We start from the raw sequence: 21,980 nt of genomic DNA, 5'->3' as shown, positions 1-21,980 counted from the left end.
TTATGGCTGTTTGCCGGATGGCGGCATAAATGCCTTATCCGGCCTACGCAGGCGTCAACTCTCCTGTAGGCCTGATAAGCGCAGCGCATCAGGCATATTGCGGGCAAGTATTGAGGGCAGAATATAGGACATTAAGGTTTGATTTTGCTGAAGTGCGACTGGGAAGTGATAGTGGTGGGGGAAGGATGACTCAGCGCTGCGCGCTTCGCCCTTCGGGTCGTTGCCTGCGGCAACGCTTTCTCGCTTTCGCTCGAATCGAACCTTAGTCGAAGCTTCTCATCCTTCCCCGTACGGAGAGATATGAGACACTATGCTTAACGGGGATAAGATACGCGACGGGAGTGATGGTGGTGGGGGAAGGATTCGAACCTTCGAAGTCGATGACGGCAGATTTACAGTCTGCTCCCTTTGGCCGCTCGGGAACCCCACCATGGGGTAAATTCATTATGCTGCTTGCATTCTATAGCGGGAAGGATTATTCGGAGCTAAAGCTCCTCACCCTTCGGGCCGTTGCCTGCGGCAACGTTCTCTCACTATTGCTCGAGTCGAACCTTGAAGTCGATGACGGCAGATTTGCAGTCAGCTCCCTTATGATCGCTCGGGAACCCCACCACGGGGTAATGCTTAATACTGGCCCGCTTCCTTTTGGGAAGCGGGGCGCATCATATCAAATGACACGCCGCTGTAAAGCATTCCTTTGCCTGAAATGAACTGTTTGCGTACTTTTCATCCGTAACGGATTAAAGCTAATCAATTCATATTACTGACGATTAAAGAATAATCGTCCGATTGCCGTAAACAAAGACCCGCTGCGCCAGAACCTGATACAGCGCGCGGCTTAATACGTTTTTCTCAACGTCGCGCCCGGCACGCATCATATCTTCTGCGGTGTAGGTGTGATCGACGTGAATCACGTCCTGCATAATGATTGGGCCTTCATCCAGATTATCATTCACATAGTGCGCGGTAGCGCCGATGATTTTCACGCCGCGCTCATAGGCCTGATGATAAGGACGCGCGCCGATAAACGCCGGCAGGAATGAGTGGTGGATATTGATAATTTTGTTCGGGAAGCGCGCCACAAAACCTGGCGTCAAAACACGCATATACTTGGCCAGCACTACATAGTCCGGTTGATGGGCATCAATGGCGTCCGCCATCTTCGTGTCATGCTCTTCACGCGTTAATCCCTCATGGCTGACCAGTTCGAAAGGGATCTCAAAACGTTCAACCAGCGAGCGTAACGTTTCATGGTTGCCAATGACCGCGGCGATTTCAACATCCAGCCCGCCATAGTTGGCTTTCATCAGCAGGTCGCCCAGACAATGCGCCTCTTTGGTAACCAGAATCACTACCCGACGGCGTCCGGCGGGATTGAGTTCACGAACAGAGCCTTCCGGTAAGGCGCTGTCCAGATCGGCCAGGAGAGTGGAATCATTGAAGATGCCTTCCAGCTCGGTCCGCATAAAAAAGCGTCCGGTGCGATGGTCCACAAATTCATTGTTTTGCACAATATTAAGCTCGTGCTTATAGCAAATGTTGGTAATCCGCGCGATAAGGCCTTTTTGATCGGGACAAATAGTACGCAGAACTTTACGTTGTAGTGATTGCATTGCCGGAAAAATCCTGTTGAGAGTGTTTGCTGTATCGATACTGTCAGGCGTCACTGGCCGCAGCACTTTTTAAATTTTTTGCCTGAACCGCACGGGCAGGGATCATTTCGACCCAACTGCGGGCGGGTACCGTCAATATAATACCACTGACCGTTTTCTTTGATAAAACGAGAACGTTCGATAATCGCCCCGATTTTCCCTTGTTCGGAAAAACGCGCGATAAAACTAACATACCCTGTATTTTCTGCTTCTGACCAGGTATGTTCAAAAATAGTCAGGCCGAGCCACCTGGTATTGGCAAATCCGGCGATGATATCATCACGAAACGCGGCCGCATTGCAGGTTGGATGCCAGCTCTTAATTAAGTAATCTGCGTCTTTCATCACAAAAGCGCAGTAACGAGAGCGCATGAGATGTGACGGATCGGGTGCTACTCGTTCTCCGGACACAATACGACCACAACATAGGCTATACTCGTCAGCGCTACCACAGGGACAAGGCTGAGACACAATAATCTCCCTGAATATAAAAAACGGCGTTGAACGCCAGGGTGGCATTATGTTAACTGAGCAGTGGCGATGTTGCTACGTCTTGAAGCCAGGGGAAGTCGTTAAGTACGATGAGAAAAATGAAAATAGGGCTGGCGCTGGGATCTGGCGCAGCGAGAGGATGGTCTCATATTGGGGTCATCAAAGCCCTCAAGCAAACAGGCATTGATATTGATATCGTTGCAGGATGCTCAATAGGTTCACTGGTCGGCGCCGCGTATGCCTGTAATAAATTATCGGCGCTTGAACAGTGGGTATGTTCATTCCGCTACTGGGATGTTTTACGCCTGATGGATGTATCCTGGGGCAGAGGAGGGTTGCTTCGCGGCGAACGCGTATTTAATCCCTATCGGGATATTATGCCCGTCACGGATTTTGACCACTGTTCAAGACGTTTTGGCGCGGTCGCGACGAATCTTAGCACTGGACGAGAGCTATGGTTTACTGAAGGCGATCTACACCTTGCCGTACGCGCGTCGTGCAGTATGCCAGGGCTGATGTCTCCGGTTGAGCATAACGGTTACTGGCTGGTAGATGGCGCAGTCGTTAATCCGGTACCTGTTTCGTTAACCAGGGCGCTGGGGGCTGATATCGTTATTGCGGTAGACCTGCAACATGATGCCCACCTCATGCAGCAAGATTTGCTCTCTGTAAATGTCGGGAATATCAATGAAGAGAGCGATGATGCGCTGCCCTGGCATAAGCGTTTAAAAGAACGTTTCAGTGGCCTGACTTCACGCCGTGGCGTGAGTTCGCCTGGGGCAATGGAAATCATGACAACCTCCATTCAGGTGTTGGAAAATCGTCTTAAACGTAACCGTATGGCTGGCGATCCGCCTGATATTCTCATTCAACCATTCTGTCCGCAAATCTCTACGCTGGATTTTCATCGCGCCCATGCCGCTATTGCGGCGGGTCAGTTAGCCGTAGAGAAAAAGATGGACGAACTTATACCCTTGGTGCGTACCGACGTTTAATGTACCTTTTACGATCACTTAAGCAAATTCTGACAGGCGCAAGCGGCAATACCATGCCACTATTGATTAAAGCCAGTCAGGGGAGAGAACATGACGCAGCCATTGGTCGGAAAACAGATTCTTATTGTTGAAGACGAGCCTGTATTTCGCTCGCTTCTGGATTCGTGGTTTTCCTCTTTGGGAGCGACAACGGCATTGGCAGGCGACGGGGTGGATGCCCTGGAGTTGATGGGGCGTTTTACCCCTGATCTCATGATATGTGATATCGCTATGCCGAGAATGAACGGTCTCAAACTGGTAGAAAACTTACGTAATCGCGGAGACCAGACGCCTATTCTGGTTATTTCCGCAACAGAAAATATGGCGGATATCGCCAAAGCGTTACGCCTTGGGGTTGAAGATGTCTTGCTGAAGCCGGTAAAAGATCTCAACCGCTTGCGGGAAACCGTATTCGCTTGCTTATACCCTAATATGTTTAACTCGCGGGTTGAAGAAGAAGAACGCCTGTTTCGTGACTGGGATGCAATGGTGAGTAATCCGACCGCCGCAGCGCAATTGTTGCAGGAATTGCAGCCCCCGGTACAGCAGGTGATTTCTCATTGCCGCATTAATTACCGGCAGCTCGTCTCCGCCGATCAGCCTGGACTGGTGCTGGATATTGCGCCGCTATCTGATAACGAACTGGCATTTTATTGCCTGGATGTCACCCGGGCGGGCGATAACGGCGTGTTAGCCGCATTGTTGCTGCGGGCGCTATTTAACGGCTTATTGCAGGATCAGCTCGGCCAACAAAAGCACCGTTTACCGGAGTTAGGCGCGCTATTAAAACAGGTAAATCATCTGCTCAGACAAGCCAATTTACCTGGGCAATTCCCGCTATTTGTCGGCTACTATCACAGTGAGCTCAAAAATTTGATTCTCGTCTCCGCCGGATTGAACGCCACCTTAAATACGGGCGCTCATCAGGTTCAAATTAGCAGCGGCGTGCCGCTAGGAACATTGGGTAACGCCTACCTTAACCAATTAAGCCAGCGTTGCGACTCATGGCAGTGTCAAATATGGGGCGCAGGAGGGCGTCTGCGATTGATGTTGTCTGCGGAATGACCAAACGGAAGAGTGAGCGGAAATTGCTTTACCGGCCTTTCCCGACGAGTGTTACTATCTGCGGCAGATTTATAAGTATTTGTCTTAATTATACCAATATAAGTCCTTTTTGGACCTGAGGCTTGTTCTGGTACTGATATACTGGAACACGATACAGATTAATGAACACGTTCAATACATGAACAGTCCAGGAGAATTTTAAATGGCTGCCCTTAATTCGAAAGTCAAAAAAGCCGTTATCCCGGTCGCGGGATTGGGAACCAGGATGCTGCCAGCGACCAAAGCTATCCCGAAAGAGATGCTGCCGCTGGTTGATAAGCCATTAATTCAGTACGTCGTGAACGAATGTATCGCTGCTGGCATTACTGAAATCGTGCTTGTTACGCACTCGTCTAAAAACTCTATTGAAAACCACTTTGATACCAGTTTTGAGCTGGAAGCGATGCTGGAAAAACGCGTTAAGCGTCAGCTTCTGGAGGAGGTTCAGTCTATTTGCCCTCCGCATGTCACTATTATGCAGGTACGTCAAGGGCTGGCAAAAGGCCTGGGCCATGCCGTATTGTGTGCGCATCCCGTTGTCGGAAACGAACCTGTCGCTGTTATTCTGCCAGACGTTATTCTTGACGAATATGAGTCCGACCTGTCTCAGGATAACCTGGCTGAAATGATCCGCCGTTTCGACGAAACCGGCAATAGCCAGATTATGGTTGAGCCAGTAGAAGATGTGACTGCATACGGCGTGGTAGATTGCAAAGGCGTTGAGCTGGCGCCGGGCGAAAGTGTGCCGATGGTTGGCGTGGTTGAAAAACCAAAAGCGGATGTCGCGCCGTCTAACCTTGCGATTGTCGGGCGTTATGTGTTGAGCGCGGATATCTGGGCGTTGCTGGCGAAAACCCCTCCGGGCGCCGGGGATGAAATTCAGTTGACCGATGCTATCGATATGCTGATCGAAAAAGAAACGGTTGAAGCCTACCACATGAAGGGTAAAAGCCATGACTGTGGTAATAAGTTAGGATATATGCAGGCATTCGTTGAATATGGCATCCGTCATAATTCGCTGGGTGCTGAATTTAAAGCCTGGCTTGAAGAAGAAATGGGTATTAAGAAGTAACGATACGTTATAAATTTTTTAACAGAAGCGCTGTTAAATCCGGCGCTTTTTTTATGCCTGGGATCGTCAGCGGAGAACTCAGGCAAAAAAAATCCCGCCAGCGGCGGGATTTTAAGCATCCAGGAAGTAAATTATTCCTTGATCAGGAAATCTTCCAGTTGCTTACCTTGTTCTTCCATTGCTTTTTTGATTACAGCCGGTGTACGACCCTGGCCAGTCCAGGTTTTAGTTTCACCGTTTTCGTCAACATAGCTATATTTAGCCGGACGAGCTGCGCGTTTAGCTTTGGTACCGGATTTAGCGGCAGCCATGCTATTCAGCAGTTCATTCGGGTCAATGCCGTCGGCAATTAACATTTCACGGTACTGTTGCAGCTTACGAGTGCGTTCTTCCACTTCAGCAGCAGCAGCGCTTTCTTCTTCACGACGCTCATTAACGACAACTTCTAATTTTTCCAGCATTTCTTCAAGCGTTTCCAGAGTACATTCTCTTGCCTGCGCACGAAGAGTACGGATGTTGTTCAGAATTTTAAGTGCTTCGCTCATTGTAGTAATCTCAAACTTATATTGGGGTGGTTTGTTGAGCTAATAATAGAGCGATAAATTCAGTTGTGCAATAGCCAGGAATGTAAGGAATTCAAAATTACGCTTTATTAAGCACACGTTTTAATTATCTCAACTTAAATTTTCCTTGAGGCGCCGCACAAAAAAGAGCTTATTGGTAGGGGGGATACTCACCGTCTGTCGCTAAAAATTTAGGAGTCAGGTCACATTTTATCATGATGAAATACGATCTCATTGCAGAGATATCAATCTCTTGTATTAGCTTTCCTTACAAGAAAACCCTATTACTTTGCACCGGGTATGAGTAACGGTAACAATAAGTACAAGGTTTTCATATTGGCGGGTGATGATAAGCATTGTTGATGAATTTTAACGGCATAATTTGTGAAGGAATGTGTATATACCCTTCATACTTCAAGTTGCTTATGTGTTGGCTACGCTCGCTCACCCCAGCCACATAGATATCTATGCTCCTGGGCACTCACTCCCTTGCCGCCTTTAAGCAACTCGAATTATTTTGGGTATAGTGAGCGATGTTTGTACAATTCTTAATACTCACCGGAGCGCGAGCCGCGCCGTCGCGTCGGTAAATTATGGTACAATCCCGCCAATCTTTATTTCACTCAGGTGAGGTCCTGCGACCAATGGCACAGCTATATTTCTACTATTCGGCAATGAATGCGGGTAAGTCGACTGCACTGCTGCAATCTTCATACAATTATCAGGAACGCGGGATGCGTACCGTCGTATATACGGCGGAAATCGACGATCGTTTCGGCGCAGGCAAAGTCAGCTCTCGTATCGGTTTGTCGTCGCCGGCAAAATTGTTTAACCAAAATACATCCTTGTTTGAAGAGATTCGTGCCGAGAGCGCGCGGCAGACAATACATTGCGTGTTAGTCGACGAAAGCCAGTTTTTGACTCGCCAGCAGGTTTATCAATTATCCGAGGTTGTCGACAAATTAGATATTCCAGTACTTTGCTATGGGCTACGAACAGACTTTCGTGGGGAGCTCTTTGTCGGCAGCCAATACTTGCTGGCATGGTCAGATAAGCTGGTGGAATTAAAAACTATCTGTTTCTGCGGTCGTAAAGCCAGTATGGTTCTGCGCCTTGATCAGGACGGCAGGCCTTATAACGAAGGCGAACAGGTGGTTATTGGCGGGAATGAACGCTACGTTTCAGTTTGCCGTAAGCATTATAAGGACGCGCTGGAGGAGGGCTCACTGACGGCGATTCAGGAGCGTCATCGGCACATATGATACCCGAGGTAACGATCGGCTTACAAAACGCCCTGTAGCGCTTTGGACGTCATTATTCAGGCCTCCTGACGAAGGGCGTGCCGTGAGCGCGTAGGCCAGGTGATAAGCATAGCGCCTTCAGGCATCAGATAAACCGGTAAAACAAAAAAAACGGCCTCAATTGAGGCCGTTATTGTCATGCTAAAGCAGATAACGAATTAAGCGGATTTTTTCGCTTTTTTCTCTGCTTTCGGTGCGGCAACGACGTCTTTCTTCGCTGCAACTTCACCTTCGGTGAAATCACGACCGTAGTAGGTATCCAGCAGAATCTGTTTCAGTTCGGAGATCAGCGGATAACGCGGGTTAGCGCCGGTGCACTGGTCATCGAAGGCATCTTCAGACAGTTTGTCAACGTGTGCCAGGAAGTCAGCTTCCTGCACGCCTGCTTCACGGATAGACTTAGGAATGCCCAGCTCAGCTTTAATGCTTTCCAGCCATGCCAGCAGTTTTTCAATCTTAGCGGCGGTACGGTCGCCCGGCGCGCTCAGGCCCAGGTGGTCAGCAATTTCAGCGTAACGACGGCGTGCCTGCGGACGATCGTACTGGCTGAAAGCGGTCTGCTTGGTCGGGTTGTCATTCGCGTTGTAGCGGATAACGTTACAAATCAGCAGGGCGTTCGCCAGACCGTGCGGAATGTGGAACTGAGAGCCCAGTTTGTGCGCCATGGAGTGACATACACCGAGGAAGGCGTTGGCAAACGCGATACCGGCGATAGTCGCTGCACTGTGAACACGTTCACGCGCAACCGGATTTTTAGACCCTTCGTGGTAAGACGCCGGCAGATTTTCTTTCAGCAGTTTCAGGGCCTGCAGAGCCTGACCGTCAGAGAACTCAGAAGCCAGTACGGAAACATAAGCTTCCAGAGCGTGAGTTACCGCATCCAGACCACCGAACGCACACAGGGACTTCGGCATATCCATCACCAGGTTGGCGTCGACAATCGCCATATCCGGGGTCAGGGCGTAGTCAGCCAGCGGATATTTCTGACCGGTTGCATCGTCGGTCACAACCGCAAACGGTGTGACTTCAGAACCGGTACCGGAAGTGGTGGTGACGGCGATCATTTTCGCTTTCACGCCCATTTTCGGGAACTTGTAGATACGTTTACGGATGTCCATAAAGCGCAGCGCCAGTTCTTCGAAGTGAGTTTCCGGGTGTTCGTACATGACCCACATGATTTTCGCGGCGTCCATCGGGGAACCACCGCCCAGCGCGATAATCACGTCCGGTTTGAAGGAGTTAGCCAGCTCAGCGCCTTTGCGAACAACGGAAAGCGTCGGGTCGGCTTCAACTTCGAAGAAGACTTCGGTTTCAACGCCAGCCGCTTTCAGCACAGAGGTGATCTGGTCTGCGTAGCCGTTGTTGAACAGGAAGCGGTCAGTCACGATGAGCGCACGTTTGTGGCCATCAGTAATCACTTCATCCAGCGCGATGGGCAGAGAGCCGCGGCGGAAGTAGATAGATTTCGGAAGTTTGTGCCACAACATGTTTTCAGCTCGCTTAGCAACGGTTTTCTTGTTGATCAGGTGTTTCGGACCAACGTTTTCAGAGATGGAGTTACCACCCCAGGAACCACAACCCAACGTCAGGGAAGGTGCGAGTTTGAAGTTGTACAGGTCACCGATACCACCCTGAGAGGCCGGGGTGTTGATCAGGATACGCGCGGTTTTCATCATCTGACCGAAGTAAGCAACGCGTTCTGGCTGGTTATCCTGGTCAGTGTACAGGCAGGAGGTGTGACCGATACCGCCCATAGCGACCAGTTTTTCTGCTTTTTCTACCGCTTCTTCGAAATCTTTCGCACGATACATCGCCAGAGTCGGAGACAGTTTTTCGTGTGCGAACGGTTCGCTTTCATCAACGACTGTAACTTCACCGATCAGAATCTTGGTGGTTTCTGGTACGGAGAAGCCTGCCAGTTCAGCAATTTTGTAGGCTGGCTGACCGACGATAGCGGCGTTCAGAGCGCCATTTTTCAGGATAACGTTTTGAACCGCTTTCAGCTCCTGGCCTTGCAGCATGTAGCCGCCGTGGCTGGCGAAACGTTCGCGAACGGCATCATAGACGGAATCAACAACGACAACAGACTGTTCAGAAGCACAGATTACGCCGTTATCGAAGGTTTTAGACATCAGAACAGACGCCACAGCGCGTTTGATATCAGCGGTTTCATCAATGACAACCGGGGTGTTGCCTGCGCCTACGCCGATAGCCGGTTTACCGGAGCTGTATGCTGCTTTAACCATGCCTGGGCCGCCAGTGGCGAGGATCAGGTTAATATCCGGGTGGTGCATCAGCGCATTAGACAGTTCTACGGAAGGTTGATCGATCCAGCCAATCAGATCTTTCGGCGCGCCGGCAGCGATAGCCGCTTGCAGAACGATGTCTGCCGCTTTGTTGGTTGCTTCTTTAGCGCGCGGATGCGGAGAAAAGATGATGGCGTTACGGGTCTTCAGGCTAATCAGTGATTTGAAGATCGCGGTAGAGGTTGGGTTAGTGGTTGGAACGATACCGCAAATAATGCCGATAGGTTCAGCAATGGTGATGGTCCCGAAGGTGTCGTCTTCAGACAGCACGCCGCAGGTTTTTTCATCTTTATAAGCGTTGTAAATGTATTCAGAAGCGAAGTGGTTTTTAATCACTTTGTCTTCCACGATACCCATACCGGATTCGGCGACGGCCATTTTGGCCAGCGGAATGCGGGCATCAGCGGCTGCCAAAGCAGCGGCGCGGAAGATTTTGTCGACCTGTTCTTGAGTGAAACTGGCATATTCACGCTGGGCTTTTTTTACACGCTCTACGAGTGCGTTAAGTTCAGCGACATTAGTAACAGCCATAATGCTCTCCTGATAATGTTAAACTTTTTTAGTAAATCATCTGCGCGATACGTGAGTATAGACAGATCGACGATACTTTGTATAAATGCCTGAAATTCAGGTGGTTACTTAACGTCCGTTTCGCTCTGATTTACTAAAAGAGCTTCTGCGTTAGTATCATTTAACTCTAACGCGTTACGTCCAGGTGGCGTAAGCAAGATTACTCACTTCTGAGTAGCGATTGTGTGATCTAAATCAATATTACGCAAAGCTGACACCTTTCAGCAGGCCATTTTAGCGTTTTATGTAAATTGTTAAGAAATTGTTGTCATGAAGAGTAAGTGGATTAGCATAACGAGTACATATAAATAACAGCGATGAATGGATGAAATTAGGTGTAGATAAGAGGTGAACTATGCGAATAAAAGGCGTATCTTCTGCGCGTTTTGATCATTAACGAACATTGACTTCATCCGGCTAACGCTTCGGAGCTAACCGTGATTCAACCGCTTTTTGATTTTCCTGTTTACTTTAAGTTCTTTATCGGGCTCTTTGCGCTGGTTAACCCGGTGGGGATTATCCCCGTTTTCATCAGCATGACCAGCTACCAGACGGCCACGGCGCGTAATAAAACTAACCTCACCGCGAATCTGTCGGTCGCGATTATCTTGTGGAGTTCCTTATTCCTCGGCGATGGCATCCTGCAGCTGTTTGGTATTTCTATTGATTCGTTCAGAATTGCGGGCGGTATCCTGGTTGTCACCATTGCAATGTCGATGATCAGCGGGAAGCTGGGGGAAGATAAACAAAACAAGCAAGAAAAGTCAGAGACGGCCATACGCGAGAGCATTGGCGTTGTGCCGTTAGCGCTGCCGTTAATGGCGGGGCCAGGGGCGATTAGCTCCACTATCGTCTGGGGGACGCGTTATCACAGCATCGCGCATTTGCTTGGTTTTTCAGTTGCCATTGCGCTTTTTGCGCTTTGCTGCTGGGGCGTGTTCCGTATGGCGCCGTGGCTGGTTCGTTTGCTGGGGCAAACCGGTATCAACGTTATTACCCGAATTATGGGGTTGTTGTTAATGGCGCTCGGCATCGAATTTATTGTCACAGGAATAAAAGGCATTTTCCCCGGCTTGCTCAACTAAACTCCCACCTGTTGATTTACAGGCGGCGCCCTAAGGGGGCCGCCTTGTGACATTCCCAGTGACATTCCCACGTAACACTTCTTACTTTGATAAGCATTCAGCGTTTTAATGATAAAAAATACTAATATAATCTAACGCTATTTATTTTTATTAATCAAACTATTATGAACATTACTGAGTCCGTGAGAAGCGGTAGGTCTGTTATTTTATTCACACCATACTCTGGGGCTTGATGAAGGATTATTGAAATGTTATTAGTTGTTTCAGCTCCATCGTAGATGAATGTGCTAAATAATGAGCATTTGTTAAATTTGTGTGTGTTTTATGGCGAAGGCATAACCTACGATGTGACAGAGAGATATTTTTCTTTCAACTTGTTGATTATAAATAATAAATTAAAGCTTTTTAACATTCTTGAACTGTTTTTCTGGGCAGGAAATTTTCCATAAAAGAGAATTGGTTAACAAAATTGTAAAATGAATTGGCGGTTCAGAAACGCATTTGATACTTTTCGGCCAAACATTTTGCAGAAGATTTCACATTGTTGATAACTATTTTCATTTAGATGGTTGTCAGAAATAACATGCGACGTGGGCAGGTACGTCGTATACCGAATCGACGAAAGGCGATCGAACGAATCGTCAGAATAAATAAAGTCGGTGATAGCAAAAGCAGTGACAGACCTGGCAGTACACCACCAGTGCTGCACAGGAACCCTGACGGGATTAAACAGGCTGGTAAAAACCAGTAATTATAATGAGTGGAGTACAAACACAATGTCTAACATCACGAAAAAAAGTTTGATTGCAGCGGGAATACTCACTGCGCTCATCGCCGCCAGCGCCGCGACTGCGGCAGACGTGCCCGCCGGCGTTCAGTTAGCCGACAAGCAAACGTTGGTACGTAATAACGGATCAGAAGTGCAGTCTCTCGACCCGCATAAAATTGAAGGCGTGCCGGAATCGAACGTCAGCCGTGATCTCTTTGAAGGCTTATTAATTAGTGATGTCGAGGGGCATCCTTCACCGGGCGTCGCGGAAAAATGGGAGAATAAAGATTTTAAAGTCTGGACATTCCATCTACGTGAAAATGCGAAATGGTCAGATGGTACGCCTGTCACCGCCCATGATTTCGTTTATAGCTGGCAACGCCTGGCCGATCCTAATACGGCATCGCCGTACGCCAGCTATCTGCAATACGGTCATATCGCTAATATCGATGACATTATCGCCGGTAAAAAACCCGCCACCGATCTGGGGGTAAAAGCGCTTGATGATCACACCTTTGAAGTGACCTTAAGTGAGCCGGTGCCTTATTTCTACAAATTGTTGGTCCACCCTTCAGTGTCTCCTGTACCGAAATCAGCGGTCGAAAAATTTGGCGATAAATGGACGCAACCAGCCAATATTGTCACTAACGGCGCTTATAAGTTAAAAAATTGGGTGGTGAACGAACGTATCGTGCTGGAGCGTAACCCGCAATACTGGGATAACGACAAAACCGTCATCAATCAGGTAACTTATTTGCCTATCTCTTCGGAGGTGACGGATGTTAACCGCTACCGCAGCGGCGAGATCGATATGACTTATAACAATATGCCGATCGAATTATTCCAGAAACTGAAGAAAGAGATCCCGAATGAAGTCCGCGTAGACCCTTATTTGTGTACCTATTATTACGAAATTAATAATCAAAAAGCGCCGTTTAACGATGTCCGCGTGCGTACCGCGCTGAAACTGGCGTTAGATCGCGACATTATTGTTAATAAGGTTAAAAATCAGGGCGATTTACCCGCTTATAGCTACACGCCGCCGTATACCGATGGCGCAAAACTGGTAGAGCCTGAGTGGTTCAAATGGTCCCAGCAAAAGCGTAATGAAGAAGCGAAGAAATTGTTGGCTGAAGCCGGCTTTACGGCGGATAAGCCCTTAACATTCGACCTGCTGTATAACACCTCCGATCTACATAAAAAACTGGCCATTGCCGTGGCGTCTATCTGGAAGAAAAATCTGGGCGTCAATGTGAATCTGGAGAATCAGGAATGGAAGACCTTCCTGGACACCCGTCATCAGGGCACCTTTGATGTCGCCAGAGCCGGGTGGTGCGCAGATTATAATGAACCGACCTCATTCCTGAATACTATGTTGTCCGACAGTTCAAATAACACCGCGCATTATAAGAGCCCGGCGTTTGATAAGCTGATTGCCGACACGCTGAAAGTGGCGGACGATACGCAGCGCAGCGAACTCTACGCTAAAGCGGAGCAGCAGTTAGATAAAGACTCGGCTATTGTGCCGGTGTATTACTACGTTAACGCGCGCCTGGTGAAACCCTGGGTGGGCGGGTATACCGGTAAAGACCCGCTGGATAATATTTATGTGAAAAACTTATATATTATCAAACATTAATGGCAAGACATGGGACAACTGCGGTTGTCCCATGGTGTCTTTTTTCATCGCACTATAACGTTCCCTGGCGGATCTGTTTGTCACGTCCGGGAAGTAAAGGCACAGGCCAGAAGGTACGGGCAATGTTGAAATTTATTTTACGCCGCTGTCTGGAAGCGATTCCGACGCTGTTTATTCTTATTACCATCTCTTTCTTTATGATGCGCCTCGCGCCGGGGAGTCCTTTTACCGGCGAGCGCGCATTGCCGCCGGAAGTGCTGGCCAATATTGAAGCAAAATATCATCTGAACGATCCTATCATGACGCAGTACTTCAGCTACCTGAAGCAGCTGGCGCATGGCGATTTTGGACCATCGTTTAAATACAAAGATTACACGGTCAACGATCTGGTTGCCGCCAGCTTCCCCGTTTCGGCGAAACTTGGCGCCGCCGCTTTTTTGCTGGCGGTCATTATTGGTGTCAGCGCTGGCGTGATTGCCGCGCTAAAGCAAAATACGCGATGGGATTATACGGTGATGGGATTTGCCATGACCGGCGTCGTTATCCCCAGTTTTGTGGTAGCGCCGCTACTGGTGATGGTCTTTGCGATAACCTTGCAATGGCTGCCTGGCGGCGGCTGGAACGGCGGGGCGTTAAAATTTATGATCCTGCCGATGGTCGCGCTTTCACTAGCCTATATTGCCAGCATCGCTCGTATTACGCGCGGCTCAATGATTGAAGTTCTGCATTCGAACTTTATTCGTACCGCGCGGGCAAAAGGATTACCGATGCGTAGAATCATCTTCCGCCATGCGTTAAAACCTGCGCTGCTGCCGGTTTTATCCTATATGGGGCCAGCCTTTGTCGGCATTATTACCGGCTCAATGGTGATTGAAACGATTTATGGCTTACCGGGCATTGGGCAGCTTTTCGTTAATGGCGCGCTCAACCGCGATTACTCGCTGGTGTTAAGTTTGACCATTTTAGTCGGGGCGCTGACCATATTGTTTAACGCCATTGTCGATGTGCTCTATGCCGTTATCGACCCGAAAATTCGCTATTGATACTGGAGCTCGCGATGATGTTAAGTAAGAAAAACAGCGAGACGCTGGAAAATTTCAGTGAAAAGCTGGAGGTGGAAGGTCGCAGCCTTTGGCAAGATGCCCGTCGGCGCTTTATGCATAACCGTGCGGCGGTGGCCAGTCTTATTGTCCTGTTTCTGATAGCCCTGTTCGTGACAGTAGCGCCTATGCTGTCGCAATTTACCTATTTCGATACCGACTGGAGCATGATGTCCAGCGCGCCGGATATGGCGTCCGGCCACTATTTCGGCACTGACTCTTCCGGGCGCGATCTGTTGGTGCGCGTTGCCATCGGCGGGCGTATCTCATTGATGGTCGGGATTGCCGCCGCGCTGGTGGCGGTCATTGTCGGAACGCTGTATGGCTCGCTGTCCGGCTATCTGGGCGGCAAAATTGATTCTGTGATGATGCGGTTGTTGGAGATCCTCAACTCGTTCCCGTTTATGTTCTTTGTGATTTTGCTGGTGACGTTTTTTGGGCAGAACATTCTGTTGATTTTCGTCGCCATCGGCATGGTCTCCTGGCTTGATATGGCGCGTATTGTGCGTGGTCAAACCCTAAGTCTTAAACGTAAAGAGTTCATCGAAGCCGCGCAGGTGGGTGGTGTGTCGACCGCCAGCATTGTGATCCGCCATATTGTGCCTAACGTCCTGGGCGTAGTAGTAGTGTATGCATCGTTGCTGGTGCCCAGCATGATTCTGTTTGAGTCTTTCCTCAGTTTCCTGGGGCTTGGGACGCAGGAACCGTTAAGCAGTTGGGGAGCGTTGTTGAGCGATGGCGCAAATTCAATGGAAGTCTCACCGTGGCTGCTGCTGTTTCCGGCTGGCTTTCTCGTGGTGACGTTATTCTGTTTTAACTTTATTGGCGATGGCCTGCGTGATGCCCTCGACCCGAAAGATCGTTAAGGAGTACAGCCATGAGCTTATCAGAAACCGCAACTCAGGCGCCGCAACCGGCGAATGTACTGCTGGAGGTAAACGATCTTCGTGTTACGTTCGCTACGCCTGATGGCGATGTGACGGCGGTCAACGATCTGAACTTTACGCTTCGCGCGGGAGAAACGTTAGGTATTGTTGGCGAGTCTGGATCGGGGAAATCGCAAACGGCGTTCGCATTAATGGGATTGCTGGCGACGAATGGCCGAATCGGCGGTTCTGCGACCTTCAACGGACGTGAAATTCTTAATCTACCTGAGCGCGAACTGAATACGCTGCGCGCAGAACAGACTTCGATGATTTTTCAGGACCCGATGACCTCGCTAAATCCTTATATGCGCGTTGGGGAGCAGTTAATGGAAGTCCTGATGCTGCATAAAGGAATGAGCAAAGCGGAAGCTTTTGAAGAGTCCGTCAGAATGCTGGATGCCGTAAAAATGCCGGAAGCGCGCAAACGGATGAAAATGTACCCGCACGAATTTTCCGGCGGAATGCGTCAACGTGTGATGATTGCGATGGCGCTGTTGTGCAGGCCGAAACTGCTTATTGCCGATGAGCCTACCACCGCGCTTGATGTTACCGTGCAGGCGCAGATTATGACCTTGCTTAATGAGCTAAAGCGCGAATTTAATACCGCCATTATCATGATTACCCACGATCTGGGTGTGGTCGCGGGTATTTGCGATAAGGTCCTGGTAATGTATGCCGGGCGTACCATGGAATACGGTAAGGCGCGCGATGTCTTTTATCAGCCCGTTCATCCGTATTCGATAGGCCTGCTTAATGCGGTGCCGCGTCTGGATAGCGAGGGGGCGGAAATGCTGACGATTCCGGGCAATCCTCCCAATTTATTGCGTTTGCCTAAAGGGTGTCCGTTCCAGCCGCGTTGTCCTCATGCGATGGAGATCTGCAATAATGCGCCGCCACTTGAAGCGTTCAGTCCTGGTCGCTTGCGCGCCTGTTTTAAACCGGTGGAGGAACTGCTATGAATGCTGTGATTGAACAACGTAAAGTTCTCCTCGAAATCGCCGATCTGAAAGTACATTTTGATATCAAAGAAGGGAAGCAGTGGTTCTGGCAACCGCCGAAAACCCTGAAAGCGGTGGACGGCGTTACGCTACGCCTGTATGAAGGCGAAACGCTGGGCGTGGTGGGGGAATCCGGCTGCGGCAAGTCGACGTTTGCGCGCGCCATTATTGGTCTGGTGAAGGCGACAGATGGTAAAGTCGCCTGGCTGGGAAAAGATCTGTTGGGCATGAAAGCGGATGAGTGGCGCGAGGTGCGCAGCGATATCCAGATGATTTTCCAGGACCCGCTGGCGTCACTCAACCCGCGAATGACGATTGGCGAAATTATCGCTGAACCGCTGCGCACTTATCATCCTAAACTTTCGCGCCAGGACGTGCGTGACCGTGTGAAAGCCATGATGCTGAAAGTGGGGCTGCTGCCGAATCTCATCAACCGTTATCCCCATGAGTTTTCCGGGGGGCAGTGCCAGCGCATCGGTATCGCCCGGGCGTTGATCCTGGAACCTAAGCTTATTATTTGCGATGAGCCGGTGTCGGCGCTGGACGTTTCTATTCAGGCGCAGGTAGTGAATTTGCTCCAGCAGTTACAGCGAGAGATGGGGCTGTCGTTGATTTTTATTGCGCACGATCTGGCGGTCGTAAAGCACATATCCGATCGTGTCCTGGTGATGTATCTCGGTCATGCGGTAGAATTGGGCACCTATGATGAGGTGTACCATAATCCACTGCATCCTTATACCAAAGCGCTGATGTCGGCGGTACCGATTCCCGATCCCGATCTGGAGCGAAATAAGAAGATACAATTGCTGGAGGGCGAATTACCTTCGCCCATTAACCCGCCTTCCGGCTGCGTGTTCCGTACACGCTGTCCGCTAGCCGGGCCAGAATGCGCGCAAACGCGACCGGTGCTGGAAGGGAGTTTTCGCCATGCCGTTTCCTGCCTTAAAGTAGACCCGTTATAATCGCAAGGGCTGACAATTCGTCAGCCCTTCTTTTAGGTGAGGTTACCGTGTCACTTTCTTTGTCGTCGGTTCGCCGTCGTCTTTATCATAATCTGTTCGATTTGACTACGCGCTCAGGTCGCCGTTTTGAAGGGTTATGCGCGCTGTTTGCGCTGCTTAGCGTACTGGTCATTTTTGTTGAATCAGGCGTAGGAACGGAATATCACCTGACATTTGATGAATGGCATATTTTTGTCTGGCTGGAGCTCTGCGTTACCCTGATATTTACCGGTGAATACTTGCTCAGACTGTTTAGCTGGCCCGAAACGGCAAAATACGTTTTTAGTTTCTGGGGATTTATTGATCTGGTGACGATTTTGCCGCTGTACGTCATGTGGCTATGGCCGGAAATTAGCCTGAACTATATGTTTGCCTGGCGCGCTATGCGAGCGATTCGCGTGCTGCGTATCCTTAAACTGCTACGCTTTATGCCATCCCTGCGGGTATTCTGGAGCGCCATTATTAGCGCGCGTCATCAGCTTATTCTGTTCTATTCATTTATTGCGATCGTGATGATTATTTTCGGTGCCCTGATGTATCTTATTGAAGGACCGAAATATGGCTTCACGACGCTTAATGCCTCGGTGTATTGGGCGATAGTGACAGTCACAACCGTGGGGTACGGTGATATTACGCCGCATACGCCGCTGGGACGTATTGTCGCGTCGGTGCTTATTTTGATTGGTTATTCGGTGATTGCGATTCCTACAGGACTGATTACCACGCACATGAGCAGCGCGTTTCAAAAACGTCACTGGCAGCGAAAATGTCCGCAGTGCCAGCAAAGCCAGCATGAACATAGCGCGCAATATTGTAACCGATGCGGCAGTAAGCTACCGGATTAAACAGGCTTGCCGGAGGGCGCAATCAAACGCCATCCGGCCTGAACCGCTTATTCGCGCCAGAGAATATGGCACAGCTTGTGGTCCTTTTCCCGGCACAGCAGAACGCGGGCAAAAATGTCGTTAATTTCGCCGTCTTCGGTATCCGCCAGGCCAATCACCACCTCGGCAAAAAAGTCTGGATTCAGGTCAAAATCGACGTGCTCTTGCCAGTCTTCAGCGGGATCAAACAACTCCGCGCCACCGCGCTCCTCGAATTGCAAATTGAACAGAATGATATCAGCCGGATCAAGATTATCCGCCGCCAGCTCAAGAAAAATATCGTAAGCCTGCTCAAGCGTTTCGTCTTCAGTCAGGCGATTGTTCAGATCCATTTCCATAGTGACTACCTGTTTACTCATGTTGGTCACGTTTTACAGCAATGGACTAAAGAAGTAAAACAATCGCTCGGTAATACGCTGCCATAACGGACGTTTTACCCACAAACGCGCATCTAACAGGCGGGAGCGCGAAATATAATCGTCCTGTACCGCAGCCAGATCGGCGCCGAAACCCGTATCATCAATGACCAGCGTAATCTCGAAATTAAGCCACAGGCTACGCATGTCGAGATTCACGGTACCGACCAGGCTCAGTTCGCCATCGACCAGCACGCTTTTAGTATGTAACAGCCCGCCTTCGAACTGATAGATTTTCACGCCCGCCGCCAGTAACTCGCTGAAAAAGGCGCGACTGGCCCAGCCGACGAGCAGTGAATCATTTTTACGAGGCAGGATAATACTGACATCCACGCCGCGCTGCGCAGCGGTACAAATGGCGTGCAGCAGATCGTCGCTGGGGACGAAATATGGCGTGGTCATAATTAAATATTCGCGCGCAGCATAGGTGGCGGTTAATAGTGCCTGGTGAATGAGATCCTCCGGAAAACCAGGACCGGAAGCAATGGTATGAATGGTATGCCCGCTGGCCTGCTCAAACGGCATAATATTCACATCCGGCGGGGGAGGCAGAATGCGTTTACCCGTCTCAATTTCCCAATCGCAGGAGTAAACAATCCCCATTGCTGTCGCCACGGGGCCCTCCATCCGCGCCATTAAATCGACCCATTGCCCAACGCCGGCATCCTGTTTGAAAAAACGCGGGTCCACCATATTCATACTGCCGGTATAGGCGATGTAATTGTCAATCATCACCATTTTACGGTGCTGGCGAAGATCCATACGGCGTAAAAAGACGCGCATCAGATTCACCTTCAGCGCCTCTACGACTTCAATGCCAGCGTTACGCATCATGGCCGCCCAGGGGCTGCGGAAGAAAGCGACGCTACCCGCGGAGTCCAGCATAAGCCGGCAGTGGATGCCGCGGCGGGCGGCGGCCATTAACGATTCAGCGACCTGATCCGCCATGCCGCCTGGCTGCCAGATGTAAAACACCATTTCGATATTATGCCGCGCCAGTTGGATATCGCGAATAAGCGCCTGCATGACATCATCGGAGTCGGTAAGCAATTGCAACTGGTTGCCTTTGACGCCCGCAATCCCCTGACGTCGTTCGCACAGCTTAAACAAGGACGATGCGACGCTACTGTTTTCTTGCGCGAAAATGTGTTTGCAGGCTTTGAGGTCATTCAACCATTTGGCGGTAGACGGCCACATGGCGCGGGCACGCTCGGCGCGACGTTTGCCTAAATGCAATTCGCCCACGGACAAATAGGCGATGATCCCGACCAGCGGAAGGATATAGATGATTAATAACCAGGCCATTGCGGAGGGAACTGCGCGCCGTTTCATTAGAATACGTAATGTGACGCCGGCAATGAGAACCCAGTATCCCAAAATGACCAGCCAACTCACCACGGTGTAGAAGGTTGTCATAACTTTAAAAATCCTTTAGAAAGCGTGTTGTTAAGAGTTTACGCGTCAGGATTCACATGGCAAATAAAAACACGGGAAAAGCGCTGGTCTGCATCCGGCGAGGGGGTATAATGGCGCTTCTGTTACAGTGAGAGTCGTAAACATGAAGCGTAGTAGAACGGAAGTGGGGCGCTGGCGAATGCTACGTCAGGCGAGCCGCCGTAAAGCGCGTTGGCTTGAAGGGCAATCACGCCGTAATATGCGTATCCATACCATCAGGAAATGCATCTTTAATCGTCAGCGTAATTCATTACTCTTTGCGATTCACGGTGTGTGAGCCAGAAAGGGCACCGTATGCGGTGCCCAACAGGCCATCCTTTTCAAAAGATCTTCTTATATGGTTTGACCGAAACCTGCGCATAGACGCCCGCTGCGACGTAGGGGTCCGCATCAGCCCAGGATTGCGCCGCTTCTAAAGATTCAAATTCAGCAATCACCGTTGACCCGGTAAATCCGGCTACCCCAGGTTCGTTACTGTCCACTGCGGGCATCGGCCCGGCAGTTAATAATCGCCCTTCATCATGCAGAAGTTGCAGGCGCGCCAGATGCGCGGGCCGTACCGAGAGGCGTTTTTCAAGCGAGTTGGCATTATCCTGAGCGTAAATAACATACAGCACGGGTAGAGCTCCTTAATCGGTAAAAGTTGCTGATTACGTTATTGGAAAGGGCATTTAACTGCAATGTAAAGATACCGACTTTGTTAAACATGCACATTTTGTGTGGTGTTTTTGCGCGATATCATCTTTTAAATGCCGCTATCGGCAATGCCTTATTGAATATGATTGCTATTTGCATTTAAAATTCAGCTCTGGTTTTTCAACTGAAACGATTATGACTTCAATGACCCTTGATTTACCTCGTCGCTTTCCCTGGCCGACACTCCTTTCCGTAGGCATTCATGGTGCTGTAGTGGCAGGTTTGCTCTATACCTCGGTACATCAGGTTATTGAATTGCCTGCGCCAGCGCAGCCTATCACGGTGACAATGGTTTCACCCGCTGACCTGGAGCCGCCCCAGGCGGTTCAGCCGCCGCCGGAGCCGGTGGTTGAACCCGAACCGGAGCCAGAGCCGATCCCTGAACCGCCTAAAGAAGCGCCCGTGGTGATTGAGAAACCCAAACCTAAGCCAAAACCCAAGCCAAAACCGAAACCGGAACCGGTGAAAAAGGTTGAAGAGCAGCCGAAGCGCGAAGTCAAACCAGCCGCGCCGCGTCCTGCCTCACCGTTTGAAAATAGCGCCCCGGCGCGGCCAACAAGCAGCACCGCGTCGGCGACCAGCAAGCCGGCGGTGAGCGTGCCCACTGGACCTCGCGCTCTGAGCCGTAACCAGCCGCAGTATCCGGCGCGAGCACAGGCGTTACGTATTGAAGGCCGCGTAAAGGTGAAGTTTGACGTGACCTCTGCTGGGCGAGTGGAAAATGTACAGATTCTGTCCGCGCAGCCAGCCAATATGTTTGAGCGTGAAGTTAAGAATGCGATGCGCAAATGGCGCTATGAAGCAGGCAAGCCGGGTTCCGGGCTGGTGGTCAATATTATCTTCCGTCTGAACGGTACGGCGCAGATTGAGTAATCTCTGGCGCCGCCAGCCAGGAATATACCATCACCTGCTGGCGGC

The 21,980-nt window shown here is 50.1% G+C and carries 20 protein-coding genes, 1 tRNA gene and 2 other RNA genes; 13 read left to right on the top strand and 10 right to left on the bottom strand.

Features of this window, described 5'->3' with window-relative positions; translation table 11 throughout:
- Window positions 1–169 precede the first annotated feature (169 nt).
- The 5 genes from ACLD3P_RS06305 to ACLD3P_RS06285 form a co-directional block, all read right to left on the bottom strand.
- Window positions 170–301: non-coding RNA, RtT sRNA (locus ACLD3P_RS06305), on the bottom strand.
- Window positions 302–345: 44 nt separating this feature from the next.
- Window positions 346–430: transfer RNA gene (locus ACLD3P_RS06300), tRNA-Tyr, on the bottom strand.
- A gap of 28 nt (window positions 431–458) precedes the next feature.
- Window positions 459–600, bottom strand: a non-coding RNA gene (locus ACLD3P_RS06295) — RtT sRNA.
- Window positions 601–770: 170 nt separating this feature from the next.
- On the bottom strand, window positions 771–1,613 hold the full coding sequence (gene purU / locus ACLD3P_RS06290) for a formyltetrahydrofolate deformylase (protein WP_001191156.1): 843 nt from the start codon (window positions 1,611–1,613) through the stop codon (window positions 771–773).
- 50 nt (window positions 1,614–1,663) lie between these two features.
- Window positions 1,664–2,122: a YchJ family protein gene (locus ACLD3P_RS06285; protein WP_115285964.1), complete on the bottom strand. Its 459-nt coding sequence runs from the start codon at window positions 2,120–2,122 to the stop codon at window positions 1,664–1,666.
- Window positions 2,123–2,232: 110 nt separating this feature from the next.
- On the opposite strand from ACLD3P_RS06285, the gene rssA reads away from it, so the two are divergent.
- The 3 genes from rssA (at window position 2,233) to galU (ending at window position 5,353) form a co-directional block, all read left to right on the top strand.
- A complete protein-coding gene (gene rssA / locus ACLD3P_RS06280) occupies window positions 2,233–3,138 on the top strand; it encodes a patatin-like phospholipase RssA (RefSeq protein WP_411006691.1) in 906 nt (301 codons plus the stop codon).
- 90 nt (window positions 3,139–3,228) lie between these two features.
- Window positions 3,229–4,242, top strand: coding sequence for a two-component system response regulator RssB (rssB, locus tag ACLD3P_RS06275; protein WP_000193432.1), 1,014 nt, complete (start codon window positions 3,229–3,231; stop codon window positions 4,240–4,242).
- Between the two features lie 202 nt (window positions 4,243–4,444).
- Complete coding sequence (gene galU / locus ACLD3P_RS06270) at window positions 4,445–5,353, top strand: UTP--glucose-1-phosphate uridylyltransferase GalU (RefSeq protein ID WP_000729450.1); 909 nt, start codon at window positions 4,445–4,447, stop codon at window positions 5,351–5,353.
- 131 nt (window positions 5,354–5,484) lie between these two features.
- Here the strand turns inward: galU and hns are convergent, their stop codons facing one another.
- Complete coding sequence (hns, locus tag ACLD3P_RS06265; RefSeq protein ID WP_001287383.1) at window positions 5,485–5,898, bottom strand: histone-like nucleoid-structuring protein H-NS; 414 nt, start codon at window positions 5,896–5,898, stop codon at window positions 5,485–5,487.
- Window positions 5,899–6,560: 662 nt separating this feature from the next.
- Between hns and tdk the strand changes: the two genes are divergently transcribed.
- Window positions 6,561–7,178 carry a thymidine kinase gene (tdk, locus tag ACLD3P_RS06260; RefSeq protein ID WP_000068097.1) on the top strand — a complete coding sequence of 206 codons (618 nt, stop codon included), beginning with the start codon at window positions 6,561–6,563 and terminating at the stop codon, window positions 7,176–7,178.
- Window positions 7,179–7,375: 197 nt separating this feature from the next.
- Here the strand turns inward: tdk and adhE are convergent, their stop codons facing one another.
- On the bottom strand, window positions 7,376–10,054 hold the full coding sequence (adhE, locus tag ACLD3P_RS06255) for a bifunctional acetaldehyde-CoA/alcohol dehydrogenase (RefSeq protein ID WP_000301678.1): 2,679 nt from the start codon (window positions 10,052–10,054) through the stop codon (window positions 7,376–7,378).
- A gap of 476 nt (window positions 10,055–10,530) precedes the next feature.
- On the opposite strand from adhE, the gene ACLD3P_RS06250 reads away from it, so the two are divergent.
- From ACLD3P_RS06250 to ACLD3P_RS06220, 7 genes are all read left to right on the top strand, one after another.
- A complete protein-coding gene (locus tag ACLD3P_RS06250) occupies window positions 10,531–11,178 on the top strand; it encodes a YchE family NAAT transporter (protein ID WP_000615840.1) in 648 nt (215 codons plus the stop codon).
- A 776-nt stretch (window positions 11,179–11,954) separates the two neighbouring features.
- Window positions 11,955–13,586, top strand: coding sequence for an oligopeptide ABC transporter substrate-binding protein OppA (gene oppA, locus ACLD3P_RS06245; RefSeq protein ID WP_001527794.1), 1,632 nt, complete (start codon window positions 11,955–11,957; stop codon window positions 13,584–13,586).
- Window positions 13,587–13,708: 122 nt separating this feature from the next.
- Window positions 13,709–14,629: an oligopeptide ABC transporter permease OppB gene (gene oppB / locus ACLD3P_RS06240; RefSeq protein WP_000911097.1), complete on the top strand. Its 921-nt coding sequence runs from the start codon at window positions 13,709–13,711 to the stop codon at window positions 14,627–14,629.
- A 14-nt stretch (window positions 14,630–14,643) separates the two neighbouring features.
- Entirely contained in the window at window positions 14,644–15,552 is a 909-nt protein-coding gene (gene oppC, locus ACLD3P_RS06235) for an oligopeptide ABC transporter permease OppC (RefSeq protein WP_131046076.1), read from the top strand.
- 11 nt (window positions 15,553–15,563) lie between these two features.
- Entirely contained in the window at window positions 15,564–16,571 is a 1,008-nt protein-coding gene (locus ACLD3P_RS06230) for an ABC transporter ATP-binding protein (protein ID WP_411006690.1), read from the top strand.
- Window positions 16,568–17,572 carry a murein tripeptide/oligopeptide ABC transporter ATP-binding protein OppF gene (gene oppF / locus ACLD3P_RS06225; RefSeq protein ID WP_000994698.1) on the top strand — a complete coding sequence of 335 codons (1,005 nt, stop codon included), beginning with the start codon at window positions 16,568–16,570 and terminating at the stop codon, window positions 17,570–17,572. Before ACLD3P_RS06230 ends, oppF begins: the two co-directional genes overlap by 4 nt.
- Before the next feature lie 47 nt (window positions 17,573–17,619).
- Window positions 17,620–18,456 (top strand): ion transporter, encoded by an 837-nt coding sequence (locus ACLD3P_RS06220; protein ID WP_131046075.1) that lies wholly within the window; start codon window positions 17,620–17,622, stop codon window positions 18,454–18,456.
- Between the two features lie 47 nt (window positions 18,457–18,503).
- Here the strand turns inward: ACLD3P_RS06220 and ACLD3P_RS06215 are convergent, their stop codons facing one another.
- Together ACLD3P_RS06215 and cls are read right to left on the bottom strand one after the other, a co-directional pair.
- Window positions 18,504–18,833 carry an HI1450 family dsDNA-mimic protein gene (locus ACLD3P_RS06215; protein WP_000425070.1) on the bottom strand — a complete coding sequence of 110 codons (330 nt, stop codon included), beginning with the start codon at window positions 18,831–18,833 and terminating at the stop codon, window positions 18,504–18,506.
- A 33-nt stretch (window positions 18,834–18,866) separates the two neighbouring features.
- Window positions 18,867–20,327, bottom strand: a complete 1,461-nt coding sequence (cls, locus tag ACLD3P_RS06210) for a cardiolipin synthase (RefSeq protein WP_000206886.1) — start codon at window positions 20,325–20,327, stop codon at window positions 18,867–18,869.
- 142 nt (window positions 20,328–20,469) lie between these two features.
- Between cls and ACLD3P_RS06205 the strand changes: the two genes are divergently transcribed.
- On the top strand, window positions 20,470–20,643 hold the full coding sequence (locus tag ACLD3P_RS06205) for a YciY family protein (RefSeq protein WP_001531561.1): 174 nt from the start codon (window positions 20,470–20,472) through the stop codon (window positions 20,641–20,643).
- 43 nt (window positions 20,644–20,686) lie between these two features.
- On the opposite strand, the gene ACLD3P_RS06200 is transcribed toward ACLD3P_RS06205, so the two are convergent.
- Window positions 20,687–20,983, bottom strand: a complete 297-nt coding sequence (locus ACLD3P_RS06200) for a YciI family protein (RefSeq protein ID WP_131046074.1) — start codon at window positions 20,981–20,983, stop codon at window positions 20,687–20,689.
- A 223-nt stretch (window positions 20,984–21,206) separates the two neighbouring features.
- On the opposite strand from ACLD3P_RS06200, the gene tonB reads away from it, so the two are divergent.
- A complete protein-coding gene (gene tonB, locus ACLD3P_RS06195; RefSeq protein ID WP_001525247.1) occupies window positions 21,207–21,935 on the top strand; it encodes a TonB system transport protein TonB in 729 nt (242 codons plus the stop codon).
- The last annotated feature ends 45 nt before the right edge of the window (window positions 21,936–21,980 follow it).

It is taken from the genome of Salmonella sp. 741265073_HBA, assembly GCF_046569105.1.
Classification (GTDB): Bacteria; Pseudomonadota; Gammaproteobacteria; order Enterobacterales; family Enterobacteriaceae; genus Salmonella; species Salmonella enterica.
Note: the sequence above shows the minus strand (reverse complement) of the source record. Positions and strands in the feature narration are given on the sequence as shown.